Here is a 21,334-nt window from a genome sequence, read left to right on the forward strand (position 1 = left end):
TAAACATCAATTTTCACAAGCTATTTCTAGTACCCAATTAGGTGCCGACTCCTGTGGGAATAGCACTTGCCGAAGACTACAAGCTGAGGCTGGGCCCACGGAAAGCGTGCATCTATTTTATTTACTAATAATAAAAAAATTGACCTACACCTAGCACATGTCCCCAAAATAAAAACTGACCACAAAGCCAAAGGTCTGTAGACAGTTTTTAAAAATTAGAAACATCCTTATTAAATTTATTTTTTATTTGCCATAAAATGATATACATGTAACGTAAGATAAGTAATTTCCGCTTCATATATTTCAACCTTTAACTCTTGCTGTAACATCTTCATAATTTTGAGCGCAATATTATAACACAATGGATATTGCTCCTTTAATAACGCTTCAAACGCACCATTATGTTGTAAATTCTCACCACTACTCAACCTCTTTATTAAAAATTGAATATGTCGAATAAACCGTTGATATTGAACCGAATTTTTATCAATATCACTTTTCAAATCATGCTCTAATATAAAAATACTTTTATTAATAAGTCGATTAATTGATTTAATTTCTTCAAGAGATACCGTTTCAGTATTTGAAGCTATGTGTAATGCGATAAATCCTATTTCATCTTCTGGAAAATTCACATCCAACACATGATTTAATTTATAAATCACCTTTTCCGCTATCGAATAAGCTGTTTGGTATAATTGCTTTGTTTCAGCTACAAAAGGATTATTTATAACTTGACCTTGTTTCAAGCGTTTATAAGCAAAAATAATATGATCCGTAACAGAGACCACGAGTTGTTGATTATCAATTGTCAATTCCGAACTCGTTATAATATTAACAGCATCGATAACTGCTTGTATAAGTTGATCATCTGCATATTCAATAATAGATTTGTAGTATTCTTGTTGCGATTTCTGATCTAGTACATAAACCTTTTCAATAGATTGATTATTATGAATAGTCATGCCAGCTTTTTTATTAAACCCTATCCCTTTAGCAATCAACACGTACTCATGCATATCTTTTGTGCAAATGATAACATTATTATTTAAAACTTTAGTAACTAAGTAATCATTCATATTGTTCATCCTTATTTATATGTCAGTAAAATTATATATTGAAACTAAAAAAATTGGAAGTAATAGATCGCCTTCATTCATAAAAAAGCACGTATAAAATATATTTATCACTGCCTAATGTGCAATAATAACAACGATGAATAAATTGTTAGTTCCTTCATCTTAAATAGAGTACAGTAACAATTATAATCATAAAGCATACATAGTATATTTTGAATAATAGTCCAAGCTATTTTATACAACCCATACCTCCATTAAATATTACACAAAGCTGACTCAACAAATTAACAACAACACAACTAAATTTTATAAAAAAAGACAATTGCTATATTGACCACTAGCAATTGTCTTTCTACGTTAGACTATAACAGTACTAACATAAATATTTAACTGTTATTTTATTTTTTCATGCCCCAACTTTCAATACCAAATAAATTGATTTCCAACTCTTCTGGTCTAAACACTGGCTTTCTACCAGCTTTACGTTGTTTCTGATAATCATTCATTACTGCAAATGCAATATTGGATAATCCTATAATTGCAACTAAGTTAACAATGGCCATTAAGCCCATGAATAAATCAGCTGTACTCCATACAACATCCGTTTTTGCTACTGCTCCAATAAATACTAAAACAACGACAAGACATCTAAAAATAAATAAGATAACTTTATTTTTTGATAAAAACTCAATATTTGATTGACCATAGTAATAATTTCCTACAACAGATGAGAATGCAAATAAAGCAATTGCCACCGTTAAGAATATACCACCAATGCTACCAATGTGTTCATTGAGTGCTGACTGTGTTACGGCTACACCCTGTGGTGCATCTTCACCGAACTTCAATCCAGAATATAATAAGATCATAATTGCTGTTGACGTACAAACAAGCATTGTATCAAAGAATACACCTAATGATTGAATTAAACCTTGTTTCACTGGGTGAGGTGCAGCCGCTGTTGCTGCTGCGTTAGGGGCAGAACCCATACCTGCTTCGTTTGAGAACAAACCACGTTTTACACCTTGTAAAATTGTAGCACCAATTGTACCACCTGTTACTTGTTCTAGACCAAATGCACTTTTAATAATCGTTGTAATCATTGGAATGATTTGATCGAAATTTAATATTAAGATTACAATAACTGTAAAGATGTAAAGTATTGCCATAATTGGAACGATAACAGATGACATCGTAGCAATACTTCTTACACCACCAAAGATTATAACAGCCGTTAAAATTGCTAATATAATACCTGTAATGACTGGACTCACATTGTACTGTGTTTTTAATGATTCTGCTATTGTATTAGATTGAACTGTATTAAATACGAAAGCAAATGTAACTGTAATCAATACCGCAAATACAATACCCAACCATTTTTGATTTAGTCCTTTTGTTATGTAATAAGCTGGTCCACCACGGAAACCACCATCTTCGTCAGGCACTTTATATACCTGTGCTAATGTTGCTTCAATAAAGGCACTTGCTGCACCAATGAAGGCGATAATCCACATCCAAAACACTGCGCCAGGTCCACCTAAAACAATCGCTGTAGCCACACCTGCTATATTACCGGTACCAACACGAGAAGCTGCACTAATTGCAAATGCTTGGAATGGTGCGATACCTTTCTTGCCATTATCTAAAGTTTCAGGTTTCTCACCAATGGCACGAAACATTTCAGGAATCCATCTCAACTGAACAAACTTAGACCCAATTGTAAAGAAAATACCGGCAGTTATCAGTAACCCAATTAGGTACTGAGACCAAATCAAATCATTACCGACTTGGACGAAATCTTTAAACCAATCCGGAATTAAACCATCAAAATCTCTCACTTTTATCCCTCAAATCTACTATTTAAAATTCATAATAAAATCAAGAGATTTATAGTATTATCACAAGCCGTATTATCTCTTTTAAAAGCGATAATATACTTGCAAAGTTAATAGACAATAAATAGAATCGAATCATTCCATTTGATATCTATAACTAACCATAAATCTCTTGGGTTCAATTATATTGCATATGTCATTATTTTATCATTCTATAGAAGAATTTACTAACAATTTTTTTAATTTTATTTTAAATCTAATCCTTCGACCTCACCGAAGTCGGTAACATCTACGATAAAACTACCATTCGTATATTGTTCAGATAAATGAATATCTGAAATTAACCCTGTTTCTTGATCTTTAGAAGAATAAATCGTGTAGTTCTTATCTTCAGGGTTCACTACTTTAGCAGCAACGATACGATGTGGCGCCTTTTTAAGTTCTTTCAATAACGTAATACCGCGTTGTGCACGTTTAGCTTCTTGTAATATCTTGAAGCTTATTCGTTTTAATGATCCACGTTGTGTTGCCATTAGAATAGTATTTGGTTCAGAAATAATTTGTGTTAACACAACGAAATCTTCATTTTTCAAGTTGATTGATTTCACGCCAGCTGCTCTGAGCCCAGTATCTGACAACTCTTCACTACTGTATGTTAATGACATACCTTTATTGGTAATCACTGTCAGTAACTGTGTTTTAGAAATACGCATTACGTCAATAATTTCATCATTATCCTTTAACTTCATAGCAACTAAAGGTTTATTATAGCGCGACGTTTTAAACATAGACACATTACTTTTCTTAATCATGCCATTTTTAGTAGCTAAAATATAATACGCTTCAGGTTTAAAATCACTTTCACCATAAATATCAATAACATATTCGCCTTCATCGATTGGAACAATTTGCGATACATGTTGGCCTAAGTCTTTCCATTTAATGTCAGCTAGTTTATGAACCGGAATGAATAAATATCGTCCTTTGTTTGTAAATACTAAGACCGTATCAAGTGTATTCATTTCTTGTTGTTTTAACAATGCGTCTCCATCTTTAACACCAATCTCATCTATACCACTTGCGTTGAAACTACGTAAAGATGTACGTTTAATGTAGCCATGCTTCGTAATACTCATTACTACAGTCTCACTAGGAATCATCACTTCTTTATCAATCTTAATTTCTGTAATTTCAGCTTCAATTTTAGAAAGACGTTCTTGTTTAAAACGTTTGCGAATATCTGTTAGCTCTTCTTTAATAACTGTTAATAATGCATCATGATTATCTAAAATATTTTTCAGTCTATCAATTAATGCCTTTAACTCATCATGTTCATCCTGAAGTTGTACAATATCGGTATTGGTCAATCTATACAATTGTAATGTAACGATTGCTTCAGCTTGTGCTTCAGTAAAAGCATATTTATCAACTAAGTTTTCCTTCGCATCCTTTTTATTTTTAGAATTACGAATTAATTGAATCACTTCATCTAATATTGATAAAGCTTTCATTAAACCTTCTACAATATGCATACGGCTTTCAGCATGATCTAATTCAAAGCGTGTACGTTTTGTCACCACATCAATTTGATGATTTAAATAACTATCAATAATTTCACGAATGCCCATTAACTTAGGTCTGCCTTCACTTATTGCAACCATATTAAAGTTATAAGCAACTTGAAGATCAGTATTTTTGTATAAATAGTTAGCTACAGCTTCACTATTTACATCTTTCTTCAATTCAATTGCAATACGTAAACCCGTTCTATCTGTTTCATCACGTACCTCAACAATGCCATCTACTTTTTTGTCGGCACGTAATTCATCCATTTTCTTAACTAATGCACTCTTATTCACTTCATAAGGTATTTCAGTAACAATTAATTCTTTACGTCCATTTCTAAGTTCTTCAACATCAACTTTAGAACGGACAATGATTTTACCTTTACCAGATTCATATGCTTTTTTAATTCCATCAATTCCTTGAATAATGCCACCTGTTGGGAAGTCTGGACCTTTAACATATTTCATTAACTGGCTTACTGTAATATCTGGATTATCAATATACTTTAATGTCGCTTGAATGACTTCACCCAAATTATGAGGTGGTATATCCGTCGCGTAACCAGATGAAATACCAGTACTGCCGTTAATCAACAAATTCGGTAATCTTGCAGGTAACACCATTGGTTCCATCGTTGTATCATCATAGTTCGGCATAAATGGTACGGTTTCTTTATTAATGTCTCTAAGTAATTCCTCAGAAATACGACTCAACTTAGCCTCAGTATAACGCATTGCTGCTGCTGGATCATTGTCGATACTACCATTATTACCTTGCATTTCTATTAATACATGGCGTAATTTCCAATCTTGGCTCAATCGCACCATTGCATCGTAAACGGATGTGTCACCATGCGGGTGAAATTGTCCAATTACGTCACCGACCGTCTTGGCACTTTTTCGGAAATTTTTATCAAATGTATTTCCGCTTGAAAACATTGCATATAAAATACGTCTTTGAACAGGTTTGAGTCCATCTCTTACGTCTGGCAAAGCACGCTCTTGAATGATGTATTTACTATATCTACCAAATCGATCTCCAATAACATCTTCAAGTGATAAATCTTGGATTATTTCACTCAATTTACTTCCTCCTCATTAGGATTTTCCTGTTCTAAAATTTGAATTTCATTATTATCTAATATACTTTGATCTTCTTGAAGTCCAAATTCAACATGCTTTTCAATCCATTCACGACGTGGCGCAACTTTATCACCCATCAACGTTGTCACACGTTTAGATGAACGTAATTCATCGTCCACTTGCACTCTGATCAAAGTTCTTGTTTCAGGATTCATTGTTGTTTCCCAAAGTTGATCGGCATTCATTTCACCAAGACCTTTGTATCGTTGTAACATAAATCCTTTACCAAGTTTCTTTTGTAGCTTTTCTAATTCTTCATCCGTCCATGCATATTCAACTTTCTTCGAAGCACCTTTACCTTTTTCCAATTTATATAATGGAGGTAATGCAATAAATACTCTTCCCGCTTCAACTAACGGTTTCATATATTTAAAGAAGAAAGTAAGTAATAATACCTGAATATGCGCACCATCTGTATCGGCATCAGTCATAATAATAACGCGATTGTAATTGCTATCCTCAATCTTAAATTCATTTCCTACACCTGCGCCTATGGTATGAATGATCGTATTAATCTCTTCATTTTTGAAAATATCTTCCAGTCTAGCTTTTTCTGTATTTATCACTTTACCTCTTAATGGTAAGATAGCTTGGTATTTTCGATCTCTACCTAATTTTGCAGATCCACCAGCAGAATCACCCTCAACTAAATACAGTTCTTTTTTCTCAGTATTTTTACTTTGGGCCGGCGTTAGCTTCCCAGATAACAACGTGTCTTTACGTTTATTTTTCTTTCCTGAACGTGCATCTTCTCTTGCTTTACGTGCAGCTTCACGAGCTTGTTGTGCCTTAACAGCCTTCTTAACTAACGCTTTAGAAAGTTGCCCTTTTTCCTCAAGGTAGTATGGTAGTTTTTCTGCCACAACTGAATCAACGGCACTTCTAGCTTCATTTGTACCTAATTTAGACTTTGTTTGTCCTTCGAATTGGAGCAGTTCTTCAGGTATTCGAATTGAAATAATTGCTGTTAAACCTTCTCGAATGTCATTACCATCTAAATTCTTATCCTTTGCTTTCAATTCATTAATTCGACGTGCATATTCATTAAACACACGTGTCATTGCAGTCTTGAAACCAACTTCATGTGTACCTCCGTCTTTAGTACGCACATTATTAACAAAGCTCAATATACTCTCTGAATATTGATCGTTGTATTGAAACGCAACTTCAACTTCAATATTATTTGCTGTACCACTAAATAATGCCACGTCATGTAATATTTCTTTTCCCTCATTAACGTATGCAACAAATTCTTTAATACCTTCTTCATAGTGATAAACATCTTCACGTTCTTTACCAGCGCGTAAATCTTTAAGTTGTATTTTTAAATTCTTAAGTAAAAATGCTGATTCCTGTAAACGTTCACTTAATGTTTCGTAATTAAATGACGTTGATGTTTTAAATATCTCTCCGTCGGGTTTAAAGGTTACTTTCGTACCTGTTTTTTTAGTCTTGCCCTTTTTCACTAATCCTGATGCGGGTATACCACCATTTTTAAAACTTTGTTGATAGATCATACCATCTCGATGAATTTCAACCTCTAACCATTCACTCAATGCATTTACTACTGACGCACCTACACCATGTAAACCACCAGAAGTTTTGTATCCACCTTGTCCAAATTTACCACCTGCATGAAGTACAGTGAAGATAACTTCAACAGTTGGTTTACCTGATGCGTGAATTCCTGTTGGCATACCTCGTCCATTATCCTCAATTGTAATACTCTCATCTTTGTTTATTGTAACTGCGATTTCATTTCCAAAACCGTTTAATACTTCATCGACGGAATTATCGACAACTTCATACACCAAATGATGTAAACCACGTTTATCGGTAGAACCAATATACATCCCAGGTCTTTTTCTAACGGCCTCTAATCCCTCAAGAACCTGTATGGAATCATCCGAGTAATTATTTTGTTTATTCATTGCCAATCGTTTCGCCCTCCTACAAACGTACGTTCGTTATTAAAACTATACAATAGTTATTTTTATATAAATCTAGATAAAATGCAAGCACCAAATGAATATTTAAATGTTTATTCATTTCTTTTTAATTTTTATTCGTCTAAAGGTCCTCTTATGTGATAAAATGTTTTTAATGTCATTAAAGGATGTGTAATTGAATATGATGATAATAATCATGTTAATACTAAGTTACCTTATTGGTGCTTTTCCAAGTGGCTATGTAATAGGGAAATTATTTTTCAAAAAAGATATTAGACAATTTGGTAGTGGTAACACTGGCGCGACAAATAGCTTTAGAGTATTAGGAAAGCCAGCTGGATTTTTAGTTACTTTCTTAGATATTTTCAAAGGATTTATTGTCGTTTTCTTTCCTTTATGGTTACCTGTACACGCAGATGGTGCAATTAGCACATTCTTCACAAACGGTCTAATTGTTGGAGCATTTGCAATTCTAGGCCATGTTTATCCGGTATACTTAGGATTTAAAGGTGGCAAAGCAGTAGCTACAAGTGCTGGTGTGATACTTGGTATCAATCCTGTCTTATTATTAATATTAGCAGCAATTTTCTTTGGAATCTTGTATTTAACAAAGTATGTATCGCTATCAAGTATCATTGCATCAATTTGTTGTGTCATTGGCGCGCTAGTCATTAGAGACTACATCTTGTTTGTGGTTAGTATCGGCGTTGGAGTATTACTTATAATCAGACACCGTTCAAATATTGTTAGAATATTTAAAGGCGAAGAACCTAAGATTAAATGGATGTAACTATTACAAAAACCACGTTACAATTAAAAAGGGAATAAATTTTTATCAGAGCTGAAGGTATAATTATCTTCAGTTTTTTTATTATATTAACCCTTATGTCTTAACATCTTTTTCTACATTATTCTATTATACTATTTATATAGGTCATTAGCATGATTTTTAGTAAAATTAGCTAAAACAAAGCGTTTATTAGAAAATTAATCGAAAAATTATGTTATACTGCTTTTAACATTATCCAAATTGGGTAATGAATATAATACTAATTTAAAAATTAGTAACTAATTGTCATAAGTGAACCACTTGTGAACCGAAAGGAGACTTTAATTATGGGTATAGAACTTTCAGACAATGCTGTATCTTGGTTTAAAGAAGAACTAGATTTACCAGAAGATGATAAAGTCTTACAATTCTTCGTTCGTTATGGTGGAGAATTCCAGTTGAAACAAGGATTTAGTCCTGCATTTAGTGTTGATCGTAAAAATGACTTAGAGATTGGATATGAAAATAATTACCAAGGTTTAAATGTCGTAATTGCAGAAAAAGACTTATGGTATTTCCAAGATGACAATTTATTCATCGATGTGAATGATGGCATTGATGAAATCTCATATTCTAAACAATAAGTAATGATGATATTTGAGTTGAATTCTAAATCATGTTGATGTTAAGTTGAGTTCAACAATATTTATAATCTACTTTCATTGAGTTCAAACGTCATTGCAACACTCATTCAAGTATACATTTTAATGCAAATTATTTTGCAATTTATATAAAAGATGGTCGCTCATATTATGATGAACGGCCATCTTTTAAATTATTATATTATGTTGGTCATGTTCGCTGTTTAATTCAAATCAAATCTCAAGTGATTCTCCCGCTTTATTTCGGCCTTCTATACTTTGATATGTATTATGCCAATCTGGGAATGCTTTATCTAAACGGACTGGTTTAAAATCTGACTTTGTAATACACGTCAATACAGTTGATCCCGTCGTTGCTAATTCCCCTGCTTCATTATATATTTCATACCGATACTTTGAACGCAATCTTGTATATTTTTCAACCCAGGTTTTGATTTTCACCTTTTCAGGATAAGTAATTGACTTAATATACTTGATTTCAATATCTGTAACAGGAGAGATTACACCTGAATCTTCCATTTCTTTATAACTAAACCCTAACTTACTAATATAATCCGTACGCGCAACTTCAAACCATGTCGGATAATTCCCATGATAAATCACACCCATTTGATCCGTTTCTTGGTAGCGTGATTCTATTTCAGTTATACTATAAATCATTTCTCGATATCCTCTTTTCAATTGTTCATATATGACAATGGTAACATAAACAAGCTGTACTAGCATATTGCTAATACAGCTTGATACAAATCATTTTCACTCACTAATTATTCATTATTGAGCTAATTTATTTCTCAATACTAATTGTAAGATACCACCGTTACGGTAATAATCTAATTCTACATTTGAATCGAAGCGAGCAATTGCTTCGAATTCAATTACTTTGCCATTTTCTTTCTTAGCTTGAACTTTAACTAAGTCATGTGGTTTTACATCTTCGTTAACGTCAACTGAAATAATTTCAGTACCATCGATACCTAAACTATCTGCAGATTCGCCTTCTTGGAATTGTAAAGGTAATACACCCATCATTACTAAGTTAGAACGGTGAATTCTTTCATAACTTTGTGCAATTACTGTTTTAACACCTAATAAATTAGTACCTTTTGCTGCCCAGTCACGTGAAGAACCCATACCGTAGTCATTACCTGCTAATACAACTAATCCAGTACCATCTTCACGGTATTTCATTGCTGCATCAAAGATAGACATTTGTTCACCAGTTGGCCAATATGTTGTATATCCACCTTCTGTACCTGGTGCTAATTGGTTTTTAATTCGAATGTTTGCAAAAGTACCACGTACCATTACTTCATGGTTACCACGACGAGAACCATAAGAGTTAAATTCACGAATTGGTACATTATGCTCTAATAAATATTTACCTGCCGGCGTATCTTTACCGATAGCACCTGCTGGAGAAATATGGTCAGTTGTTACTGAATCACCAAATTTACCCATTACACGTAATTGATTTAATGGTTCAATTTTACCTGGCTCTTTTGATAAGTTTTGGAAGAATGATGGATTTTGAATATATGTTGATTCAGGATCAAAGTCATATAATGGTTTATCAGTAACATCAATTTCATTCCACATTTCGTTATTGTTATAAACCGTTTCATATTCTTCTTTAAATAAAGCTGGAGTAACAACACTATCTACAGTGTCAGCAACCTCTTTAATTGTTGGCCAGATATCATTAAGATATACATCTTCTCCATCTTTACCTTTACCAAGTGGTTCATTTTGTAAATCAATATCTACTGTACCAGCTAACGCATAGGCAACAACTAATTGTGGAGATGCTAAATAGTTAGCTTTTACTAATGGATGGATACGTCCTTCAAAGTTACGGTTACCAGAAAGTACTGAAGTAACAAGTAAATCTTCGTCAGCAATTGCTTTTTCAATTTCTTCAAGCAATGGACCAGAGTTACCGATACATGTTGTACAACCATAACCTACTAAATTGAAACCTAATTCATCTAAGTATGTTTGTAAACCAGCATCTCTTAAATAACCTGTTACAACCTTAGAACCTGGCGCCAATGAAGTTTTTACATATTCAGGTACTTTTAAGCCTTTTTCGATTGCTTTCTTGGCAACAAGACCCGCACCTAACATAACGTAAGGGTTTGATGTATTCGTACATGATGTGATTGCAGCAATCGCAATGTCACCTGTTTTCATTTCTGAAGTCGAACCATCTTTAAAGTTAATAGTTGCTTTCTTATCAAATTCACTTTCATCGAATCCATGACCTTGGTTACCAGCTGGAGCAGTAACTGATTTTTCGAATTCTTTCTTCATGTCGCTTAAGAAAATTAAATCTTGTGGACGTTTAGGACCTGATAATGAAGCTTCAACAGTTGATAAATCTAATTCAACTACATCTGTATATTCAGGTTCATCTTTATCTACAGTAAAGAACATACTATTTTCTTCTAAATATTTTTTAACTAAATCGATTTGATCGTCTGCACGACCTGTTAGTCTTAAATATTTTAATGCTTCTTCATCAACTGGGAAGAAACCACAAGTCGCACCATACTCAGGTGCCATATTTGCAATTGTTGCACGGTCAGCTAAAGGTAAATGTTGTACCCCTGGTCCGAAGAATTCAACAAATTTACCAACTACACCTTTTTTACGTAATTCTTGAGTAACACGTAATGCTAAGTCAGTTGCAGTTGAACCTTGTGGTAATGCATTTGAAAGTCTAACCCCAACTACTTCTGGAATTGGGAAATATGATGGTTGACCAAGCATACCTGCTTCGGCTTCAATACCACCTACACCCCATCCTAATACGCCTAGACCGTTAATCATTGTCGTATGTGAGTCAGTACCCACTAATGTGTCTGGGAATGTAACTGTTTCGCCATCAACTTCACGAGCATGTACAACATTTGCCAAGTACTCTAAGTTAACTTGGTGTACGATACCTGTTGCTGGTGGTACGGCGCTATAGTTATTAAACGCTTTCGTAGCCCAATTTAAGAATTGGTAACGTTCATAGTTACGTTCAAATTCTAATTTCATATTTCGTTCTAATGCATCTGGGTTGGCATAACTATCTACTTGTACTGAGTGGTCGATAACTAAATCAACTGGTACTTCTGGATTAATTTTGTTTAAATCTCCACCTACGTCATTCATCGCTTTACGTAATGAAGCCAAGTCAACAACAGCAGGAACACCTGTGAAGTCTTGTAAGATAACACGAGATGGCTTAAATGGAACTTCACCATCAGCACCTTCTGTAAATTCAGATAATGCTTTAATGTGTTCATCTGTAATAACAAATCCGTCTTCTTGTCTCAATACTGATTCTAATAATACTCTAATTGAATATGGCAATTTCGATACTTTAGTAAAACCTTGTTCTTCTAAAGTGTTCAAATCATAATACGTGTACGTTTTACCATTAAGGTCAAACGTCTTTTTAGCTTGTTGCTTAATATTTGAAGCCATATAAATCCCCCCTGAAAGTTTTTATTAATATATGCCGTTACTTAAATTGTATAATTATATGTAATTTAAAACAACTGGATAAAGTTAGAAAACCTCATAATTTAGTTTTGAATTTTCAATCAGCATGTATAAGTTATGCTTATGTTGAAACGTTGGTGTAATAAGTTATTTTTATCAATTGAGAATCATTATCACTTTTCTTCAGAAGCTTTGTCCTTGTTTAATTTTATTAGTATGTATATTAAAAATTAAAATCCCCCATTTAAAAGGTTATAAATGCGTAACAATTAATGCCCGCTATTTATAACAATTTAAAATGAGGGAAAATTAAATTAATATAAATTATTGTTCAGATTTTTCTTGTTCTCTAATAGAGCTACGACGATGTATAATATCGTCTTCAAAATCATCTTGTTGATGTTGAACATATTCTTGAAGACGGTGTTTATTAGGTGTCAACGTCAATCCTAAGAATTTACGTTCTTTATTTGCATCCTTATAGAATGAAATCATCATCATAATTACTACAAAGGAGAATGGCAAGGCACTTATAATAGCAGCACTTTGAATTGCGTTTAATGCTTTAGCACCGTCGCCACCACCAGCGAATAGTAGTACAAATGCAATAAGTGATTGTGCAATTCCCCAAGTCACTTTTACAACATTAGAAGGCTCTAATGAACCATAAGTTGTTTGCATACCTAGTACAAATGTTGCTGAATCGGCTGATGTGATAAAGAATGATGCTATTAATACTAATGCAATAATAGATAATACCATTCCCAATGGAATATGATTAAACACACCAAACAATTGTGTTTCAGCAGTCATCTTGAATAATTCAGGGTGTTTCTTACCAGTTTCAATACCTAATACCCCAAACACACTGAACCAAACAAAACTTACTAATGCTGGCACTAATAATACACCAGCAATAAATTCTCTTATTGAACGTCCTTTTGATACACGTGCTATGAATATACCTACGAATGGGCTCCAGCTTAACCACCAACCCCAATAGTAAAGTGTCCAGCTAGACATCCATTCACGTTTTTGTGGATTTTGTGCAGCTGTATCAAATGTATTTAATAAGAATGAATTCAATAAGCTACCTGTTGAACTTGTCATCATATTCAAAATAAGTACAGTTGGTCCTATAATTAATACAGCAATCATTAAGATTGCACCTAACGAAATATTTAAATTACTTAAATATTGAATACCTTTACTTAGTCCTGACCAAGCACTCATTATAAATAAAATTGTTACAACAACAATAATAATCGCTTGAACCCAAACATTATTTGGAATTCCAAATAAGTAGTTAAGTCCACCATTGATTTGAAGTGCACCCATTCCTAAAGATACGGCAACACCGACAACCGTTGCAAATACGGCTAATACATCAATGATTGTCCCAATTGGACCTTCTACTTTGTTCCCTAATAAAGGACGCAATGTTCTTGAAATTAGTCCTGCCTCACCTTTTCTAAACTGAGCATATGCTAAGGCTAAGGCAACTACACCATAAATAGCCCATGCATGGAATCCCCAGTGGAAGAATGTAGAACGCAATGCTTCAGTGTAAGCTGCTGTTGTTTTTGGATCTGCATTTGGTGGTGATGCAAAGTCTGCCATAGGTTCAGCAGCACCATAGAATACAAGACCAATTCCCATCCCAGCACTGAATAACATCGCAAACCATGATACAGTGTTGAATTCTGGTTTATCATTTGGCTTTCCTAATTTCAATTTCCCGATTGGGCTGAAAATTAAGAAGATACAAAAGAAGACGATAAACGTTGTAAGAATTAAGTAGTACCAACCAAGTTTTTCAGTTATCCATAGTTTAATATTGTTCGTAATTGTATCAAACTGTTCTGGTAAAATCGCACCAATAAGTACAACAATTGCGACAATTATAGCACTATAGATAAAAACCGGAGAAATCTTCCTACCATTTGCATGTTTTTCAGAAGAATTCATAAATAATTACTCCCTTTCTAGTCATATTTAATTGCAAAAACTAATGTAGAATTTTAAACAACATAATAAATCTACATTAGTTTCATCATTTATTAGAATAACAAACACATGTATTATTATCAAATTCAACTAAAAAAAGTATGTTCTATTTTAAATTTATCTTGTATAATAATTTTTATGTTTTAAAAAATAAGTGAGGTTAATAAAATGTTAAAAGAATTTAAAGAGTTTGCTTTAAAAGGAAATGTACTAGATTTAGCAGTTGCCGTAGTTATGGGGGCAGCATTCAACAAAATCGTTACCGCTTTAGTTACATACATTATTATGCCATTAATTGGTTTGATCTTTGGTACAGTTGATTTTGCTAAAAGTTGGTCATTCATGGGTATTAAATACGGTATGTTCGTTCAATCTATCATCGACTTCATTATTATTGCTTTTGCTTTATTCATTTTCGTGAAAATTGCAAACACATTGATGAGAAAAGAAGAAGAGGAAGAAATCGAAGAAAACACAGTATTGCTTACTGAAATCCGTGATTTATTACGTGAAAAAAATTAATTTATATTTTGCTACTACATAAATTTCTCATAAATGTGAAGCTTATGTACAAGTCTAGAGCAATGTTTCTAGCAAACACCCCAGTAAATGCTAAAGCGCATTTACTGGGGTGTTTTATTTATGAAATAAGCAAACCATTGGTGAGCATTACAAAAGGTTCGCCACGTTTCAATATTAATTTAATTTTATGATAATTATTATTGTTGTTTAAATTTTGTAATACTTTGATAATTGTCTGATTGCACTTCTAATATGAGTGGAATACGTTGCTTCAATTCACTAACATGCGAAATAATTCCAACCATACGTCCCGTTGATTTTAAACTCATTAAAGTATCAAGTGCTGTTTCTAATGTTTCTTGATCCAAAGTACCAAAACCTTCATCTACAAACATTGATTCTAACGTAATACCACCGGATTCTTCTTGAACAACTTCACTTAATCCAAGCGCTAGTGCTAAGGATGCCTGGAATGTTTCTCCACCAGATAATGAAGTTATGTGTCTAGTTTGATTTGAATACGTATCAAACACTTCAATTTCTAAACCACTATAACCTTTCGATACTTGTTGCCTTCTGGATAGTCGATAACGTTGGCCTGTCATTAGTGATAGACGCTGATTTGCTTGCGCTAAAATTCTTTCCAAATAATGAATGAGTACATAATTCTCTAAAGTTAATTTCAAATTATTTTGCCCAGATAATATTTCAGATAGTTGGAATATTTCTTGTTGCTCTTTTAATTCTTCTTCTAATTGGTTTATAATCTTTTCAATTTCATTGATTTTCTGTGCATTAAATTCCATTTTATATTCATGTTTACTCAATTCACTTGCAACCAAGTCAAACTTTTGCTGCTCATTTTCATATTGTTCACGAAGACGATCTATATCTTGCAATTCTTTATCACGAGTCAAAGAGCTAAACTCTGCAATTGCTAATTCTAAAGTTTGTTTAGCTTTATTATATTGTTCAATTTCAACCTCTAATTGTTCTTTTTCAGGTATTTTGGATATCTTTTCTTGCACTTTATTGAACGTTGAAAAACCTAACTTTGCCATTTCTTCATTGATTTTGTTATCTAATGTATTAATCTCATCATTTAATTCATTCACACTTTGTTGCATGTAGGATTTATTATTAGTTTCTAATGTTAAATTCGTCTTGTCTTGTTGGATACTTGATTCTAAATCTTTAACACGCACATCATGTGCATTTACACTATCTAAATTTTCTTTATAGATTGTTACAAAATCTTCCACATTATTATATTGTGTCGTTACTTCGAAATCATTAATTGCAATTTCATGTGTTTCAACTTGATGTTTAATGGATTTTTGCTCTAATTCTAAATGATGCAAACGTTCTTGTGCTTTTGATAGTTGCTCTTGAAGTTGTTCAATTTGTTTATTTTCTTCTACTAATGCAACTTTATCTTGTTGTTTTGCAAACAATTCTTGCTCTAAAGATTTATAATCCGTATCCTCTAATACAGCTTTATCATATTTGCTCAATTGCTCCTCTATGGCATTTAAATCACTTTCTAACTTTATTCGTAATTCAATTTGTTGTGATTTTTCTTGCTCAATATCAGCTAATCTCTGATGTCTGTTTGTTAATTCATCAAAATCAATATGTTGCTCTAGACTATCTACCTCTTTACCACAAACCGGACACGTATCACCAGATTGAACGGCAGCTTGAATAGTCGCAATAAGCTCTTGTTTATTATTTAAATCTAAATTCGTTTTGTCGATTTGTTGTAATGCTTGTTCCAGTTCTTTAATTTCACTTTGTTTTCCCATCAATTGTTGCGCATAACTTTCTTTTTTAGCAACTAATCTATCGTATTCTAATTTATGTATTTCATTATTCTTTAATTCCTTTATTTTCATATTAAGTTCAAATATTGATGTAGATATAGTATCTACCTTTGCATAATTCGGTTTACGATGATTCAATTGTTCAATTAAAGTTGCAACTTCTTCTTGTTTAAGTTGATGTTGTTCAATTTTGCGTTCTAGTGCTACTGTCGTTTCCGTTAACTGAGTATATGCTTGTTGGTATTTGTCTTTCTTTTCATAAAACAAACTACATTTTTCTAAAAATTTTCTTTTACTATCTATTTCAGGTTGACCTTTCTTACAATTAGATAAATCGTCTTGTTGTTTATCTAAACGGTCTTGTATTTTAGCAATCAACATTGATTTATCATCGATATTTTTAAATAATTGTTCTTTTTTACTATGTTGTTTTTCTTGTGATTCAATTAAATTAACTAGTGGCTTTACTTCATTTAAATCATTTAATAATTGTGTTTTTTCCGAAATATCTTGTTGCCTCTGCTTAAGATTTTCTAATTCTTGTTGTTTTTGATCTAACATAGCTAGATCTTTTTCTAATTTTAAATTTAACTCTAAATTGTCCTTAATTGTTCGAACTGCTGATTCCTGCTTAGCTTTATCCTCTATAAGTCCTTGTTGTATTGACTGGCCTTTATCAGTAAATTCAGGAAGCGCTTCAAGTACTCTATTTGTTTGTCTTGAGCTAATTAATTTATATTGATTCAATAGATCGTCTTCAAATGCATTAATATCTTGCCAATTATTTTCCAAACTATTATATCGTTTCTCAATTAAAGTTCGAACTTCTGAGACCTCATCTATCAATCTTTTTTGAATTTGTTCAAAGCGTTCACTGTTAAAAAGTGTCCTTAAAATTGATTGCTTTTCTTTACTTCTTGAAAGTAAGAATCGCTTAAATTCACCTTGAGGTAAAATAAATAACTGTCTAAACTGTTCAGCATTCACACCTAACAATTCTTTAATAAAATTATTCCCTTGGATAATTTTACTTTCTCTCAATGAATATACATCATCTTCTAACTGATAGACAGCTAATTGACCAAGGGTTTTATTTTTATTACCTTCTTTGACAAATGCGCCTTGTCTCACTATTTTAAACTTTGCTTCCTTCAATTTAAATTCAAATTCTACAGACATGGGTGACTTACCATCTGCAAAGTGACTTCTTAAATCGCCTTCTTGTCTATCATTTGTTGATGCCTCACCAAATAAAGCATATACCATAGCATCAAAGATCATTGTCTTACCGGAACCCGTCTTTCCACTAATTAAAAACAATTGATTGTTACGAACATTATCAAAATCAATGGTTTCTTGCAAAAAAGGACCGAAATTATTTAATTTTAATGTCAATGGTCTCATTTTGTCGAACCCCCTTCAAGCATGTCATTTAATACTGCTTCAAGTTTAGTATTTTGTGTTTCAGTTAATCCTTCATCAGTTATATATTCATAAAATCGAGAGATGATTTCCTCATCATTTAACTTTTGTATCTCTTCATTTCTTTCATAAAGCGGCGTATTGAAGTCAAACGTTTCATTCGTTAATGCTAAAGTGTTAGGGTAAACCTGTTTTAAATGCATCATCGGATCATTTACATGAGACATGTGCTTTAATTTAAAATGTAAATAATTATCTTTATTATTAACATTTAACCTTTCTTGTATAGCATCTTCATAATCACCACTTACTACTTCTAACTTTCTTAATGGCTGCATTTTTATAAATTGTTCCTTTACAATTGCACCGTCAATAATTTCAAGACACTTATAACCTTTAGGTTGATTCACCTCTGAAAATGAATATTGTAATAATGAACCGCTATAACTTATGTAATCCGATTCAATACTAAAAGGATGATGTAAATGTCCTAACAACACTCTATCAAATTGCTTAAAGCTATCAGCCTCAACAGATTCAACCGTTCCAATAGTTAAAGGACGCTCTGACTCAGAACGTAAACCACCTTGAACTGTTAAATGACCAATTAAAATATTTAGTTTCTCTTTATTTAGTGATTGATTTATGTAGGATAATGATTTTGCTAAGCATTGTTGATGAGTTTCCAGACTATCGTCATCAAAGAATTGCTGCACTTCGTTAACTGTTGCAAATGGCAAAGTATAAAAATCAACATTAGCTATAGTAATTGGTTTATTGATATCATCTAAACTTGTTCGTATAAATAAATTTGATTTTTCAAACCAAGTTGACCCATAATGCAAACGTTCTTTACTATCATGATTACCACTTATCATAATAACTGCGATCCCCATATCCAAATTAAGTCGTCTAATCGTATGTTCCAATAGCAATATCGCTTCTTTATTCGGATAGCTTGTATCATATAAATCGCCCGCTATAACGATGACATCAGGCTGCTGCTGCTCCATTTCATCGATAAATTGCTCTAATATATATGCTTGATCCTCTAATAATGATTTGCCATTGATTATTCTGCCAAGATGCCAGTCAGCAGTATGTATAATCTTCATATTTACACCCCTTATAAGAACGTTTGTTCGTATATATCATAATATATTTTGAAAGCTATCGCAAGTCTATAAAAAAACCGTTTATCCACGAGATAAACGGCATACGAACTATTGAATTAGTGTTTGTTTAACTTTCCTATATTTATATAACATCGCTAAGCGCCATGGAACTATCATACAAAAAGCTAATAAGAAAAACATACCTGCAATTTCACCTGGATCAATCTTATTACTAATAAATATCTTAATTAATGTACGAACCAATAACAATGATATAAGTATAATTGGGAAAGCCTTAGAACGTTTCATATATATTTCACTACCATGTGTTTCAAATCTAGAAGTCCACATCAATATCGTAGAAAATACTACGCCCAACACAATACATTCAATAATTTCTAATCCTGTCAGTCTAAAATAGGGCACTACATACATTAATGCTCCTGTAGCCATAAAAAATGGCGGTAATATAATTTTCTTTTCATTTACTGGAAATTGTTGAGCTTTCATTCTGATTATAATGACAGCAATTCCCATCAAAAATGCAAATAAAATAGAAAAGATTAAATATAACACGTTGACACCTTCTTTAAGTTTATACAAGATGATTTATTACTTGGTCAGTATATCATTAAATTTTGATTTTATCAGTTGTTTTATCTCAATTCAAAATTCTGTCATATTCCAAATAGTTTAAAATACACATTAATTTTCTATATAAATAACTTAAGACTCATTTTCAGCACGAAAAAAACAAACCAAATGCATTATAAGCACTTGGTTTGCAATAAGTGTAAGTCCATTCAGACTTAAATCGCTTTTATCTACAATGCTTGTTTATTGTCACAAGCAGAGTATGCGTTATTCAATGTAAATCTTAAATAATTCATATCATGAATTTGCATAGCATTGTGGTATTTCTTAAATGCTTGCTCATCAGGAAAGTTAATGTGCACATTGGCAAGACGGTCTAATACTTCCTTATCTTCCATTTCATAGGCATCTTTCACTTATTACTACCTCCCTTATGTTTAAACATTATAGCAAAAAGATTTTCTGAATCAAAATATTTTCTGAATATTTAAAAAACATTTCCAAATTGGCATACAATAATTTCAAACTATTCCTATAGATTATTGTTTGAAGATGATAAATGCATTAAAAACGTTTCAAATGATAAACGTGATAACATTTCAGATTTTCCATAAAACAATTTGTTTATAACATATTAAAATGATTGTGCTTATTGTGCTTATTGTTGTTACATTTATACTTTCTGTCATAAGTACATAATATATAGCTTTTATTAAGTATTCATTCATAAGACTATTAATGATAAATGTAAGTATGTATATATGCCCCTATCTATACATTTAGGACATGAAGATATACAGACAACAGCGAACATCTACGGACATTTATACCTGAACAGTGAAAGTAAAGTTTCTGCATTACTAGATAACGAATAAAGAGAAAATTATTCAGAATAAAAATAAAAACTGTCACAACCCTGCCACGGACAAAAAAAGGGCTGATAACTACTTTGAGTAAGTAGTTGTCAGCCCTTTAATGACGCGCTATTTCTTTTTCTTCATAGCGTCTTCTTGATTTTTGTTCATCATTGTCATCATTTGATTTATTTTCTTTTGAGATGGTTTTTGACCCATTTGCATCATCATCATACGTAGCATTTCTTCATTAATTGGTGGGTTCTTTTTAAGATAATCCATCATATATTTTCTTGCAAGGAAAAATCCACCCACTAAACCAAGTATAAGTGCTAACACGATTAATAAAATTGCTAACCAAGTTACCATTGTTTCACCCACTTTCCTATCCTAATGCATTTTACTAAAATTAGTACTCTATTTCAAGAGAACCTGAATTTTATAATTGCTCTAACCTAAAGTATTATATCAATTACAGAATCAATTTGTAAACATGG

At 32.3% G+C, this 21,334-nt stretch carries 15 protein-coding genes; 3 read left to right on the forward strand and 12 right to left on the reverse strand.

Annotated features, from left to right (window positions below; all coding sequences use genetic code 11):
- Positions 1-236 precede the first annotated feature (236 nt).
- From glcT to parE, 4 genes are all read right to left on the reverse strand, one after another.
- The gene (gene glcT / locus JN168_RS07515; protein ID WP_042738764.1) at positions 237-1,079 is read right to left on the reverse strand and encodes a glucose PTS transporter transcription antiterminator GlcT; all 843 of its coding nucleotides are present in this window, start codon (positions 1,077-1,079) and stop codon (positions 237-239) included.
- Between the two features lie 398 nt (positions 1,080-1,477).
- Positions 1,478-2,920, reverse strand: coding sequence for a glutamine transporter AlsT (gene alsT / locus JN168_RS07520; RefSeq protein ID WP_042738765.1), 1,443 nt, complete (start codon positions 2,918-2,920; stop codon positions 1,478-1,480).
- Between the two features lie 242 nt (positions 2,921-3,162).
- Positions 3,163-5,565, reverse strand: a complete 2,403-nt coding sequence (parC, locus tag JN168_RS07525; RefSeq protein WP_107580082.1) for a DNA topoisomerase IV subunit A — start codon at positions 5,563-5,565, stop codon at positions 3,163-3,165.
- The gene (gene parE / locus JN168_RS07530) at positions 5,562-7,556 is read right to left on the reverse strand and encodes a DNA topoisomerase IV subunit B (protein ID WP_107512369.1); all 1,995 of its coding nucleotides are present in this window, start codon (positions 7,554-7,556) and stop codon (positions 5,562-5,564) included. The genes parC and parE overlap by 4 nt, the downstream gene beginning before the upstream one ends.
- A gap of 199 nt (positions 7,557-7,755) precedes the next feature.
- Here parE and plsY point away from each other — a divergent pair, with 199 nt between their 5' ends.
- Both plsY and JN168_RS07540 read left to right on the forward strand, forming a co-directional pair.
- Positions 7,756-8,364 (forward strand): glycerol-3-phosphate 1-O-acyltransferase PlsY, encoded by a 609-nt coding sequence (plsY, locus tag JN168_RS07535; RefSeq protein ID WP_042738768.1) that lies wholly within the window; start codon positions 7,756-7,758, stop codon positions 8,362-8,364.
- Between the two features lie 326 nt (positions 8,365-8,690).
- The gene (locus JN168_RS07540) at positions 8,691-8,987 is read left to right on the forward strand and encodes a HesB/YadR/YfhF family protein (protein WP_042738769.1); all 297 of its coding nucleotides are present in this window, start codon (positions 8,691-8,693) and stop codon (positions 8,985-8,987) included.
- Positions 8,988-9,218: 231 nt separating this feature from the next.
- Here the strand turns inward: JN168_RS07540 and menI are convergent, their stop codons facing one another.
- From menI to JN168_RS07555, 3 genes are all read right to left on the reverse strand, one after another.
- On the reverse strand, positions 9,219-9,665 hold the full coding sequence (gene menI, locus JN168_RS07545) for a 1,4-dihydroxy-2-naphthoyl-CoA hydrolase MenI (protein WP_042738770.1): 447 nt from the start codon (positions 9,663-9,665) through the stop codon (positions 9,219-9,221).
- Positions 9,666-9,779: 114 nt separating this feature from the next.
- A complete protein-coding gene (gene acnA, locus JN168_RS07550) occupies positions 9,780-12,482 on the reverse strand; it encodes an aconitate hydratase AcnA (protein ID WP_042738771.1) in 2,703 nt (900 codons plus the stop codon).
- A gap of 342 nt (positions 12,483-12,824) precedes the next feature.
- Positions 12,825-14,468 (reverse strand): glycine betaine uptake BCCT transporter, encoded by a 1,644-nt coding sequence (locus tag JN168_RS07555; protein WP_042738772.1) that lies wholly within the window; start codon positions 14,466-14,468, stop codon positions 12,825-12,827.
- 207 nt (positions 14,469-14,675) lie between these two features.
- On the opposite strand from JN168_RS07555, the gene mscL reads away from it, so the two are divergent.
- Complete coding sequence (gene mscL / locus JN168_RS07560) at positions 14,676-15,029, forward strand: large conductance mechanosensitive channel protein MscL (protein ID WP_042738773.1); 354 nt, start codon at positions 14,676-14,678, stop codon at positions 15,027-15,029.
- A 197-nt stretch (positions 15,030-15,226) separates the two neighbouring features.
- Here mscL and sbcC read toward each other — a convergent pair whose 3' ends face one another.
- From sbcC to JN168_RS07585, 5 genes are all read right to left on the reverse strand, one after another.
- Positions 15,227-18,256 (reverse strand): exonuclease subunit SbcC, encoded by a 3,030-nt coding sequence (gene sbcC / locus JN168_RS07565; RefSeq protein ID WP_279525735.1) that lies wholly within the window; start codon positions 18,254-18,256, stop codon positions 15,227-15,229.
- Positions 18,253-19,389 carry an exonuclease subunit SbcD gene (gene sbcD, locus JN168_RS07570; RefSeq protein WP_229367169.1) on the reverse strand — a complete coding sequence of 379 codons (1,137 nt, stop codon included), beginning with the start codon at positions 19,387-19,389 and terminating at the stop codon, positions 18,253-18,255. Before sbcD ends, sbcC begins: the two co-directional genes overlap by 4 nt.
- 108 nt (positions 19,390-19,497) lie before the next feature.
- Positions 19,498-19,965 carry a CcdC family protein gene (locus JN168_RS07575; RefSeq protein WP_042738776.1) on the reverse strand — a complete coding sequence of 156 codons (468 nt, stop codon included), beginning with the start codon at positions 19,963-19,965 and terminating at the stop codon, positions 19,498-19,500.
- Positions 19,966-20,213: 248 nt separating this feature from the next.
- Complete coding sequence (locus tag JN168_RS07580; protein WP_042738777.1) at positions 20,214-20,399, reverse strand: hypothetical protein; 186 nt, start codon at positions 20,397-20,399, stop codon at positions 20,214-20,216.
- Positions 20,400-20,966: 567 nt separating this feature from the next.
- A complete protein-coding gene (locus JN168_RS07585) occupies positions 20,967-21,206 on the reverse strand; it encodes a YneF family protein (RefSeq protein WP_042738778.1) in 240 nt (79 codons plus the stop codon).
- Positions 21,207-21,334: the final 128 nt, after the last annotated feature.

The sequence above is a fragment of the Staphylococcus gallinarum genome, assembly GCF_029774255.1.
Taxonomy (GTDB): domain Bacteria; phylum Bacillota; class Bacilli; order Staphylococcales; family Staphylococcaceae; genus Staphylococcus; species Staphylococcus gallinarum.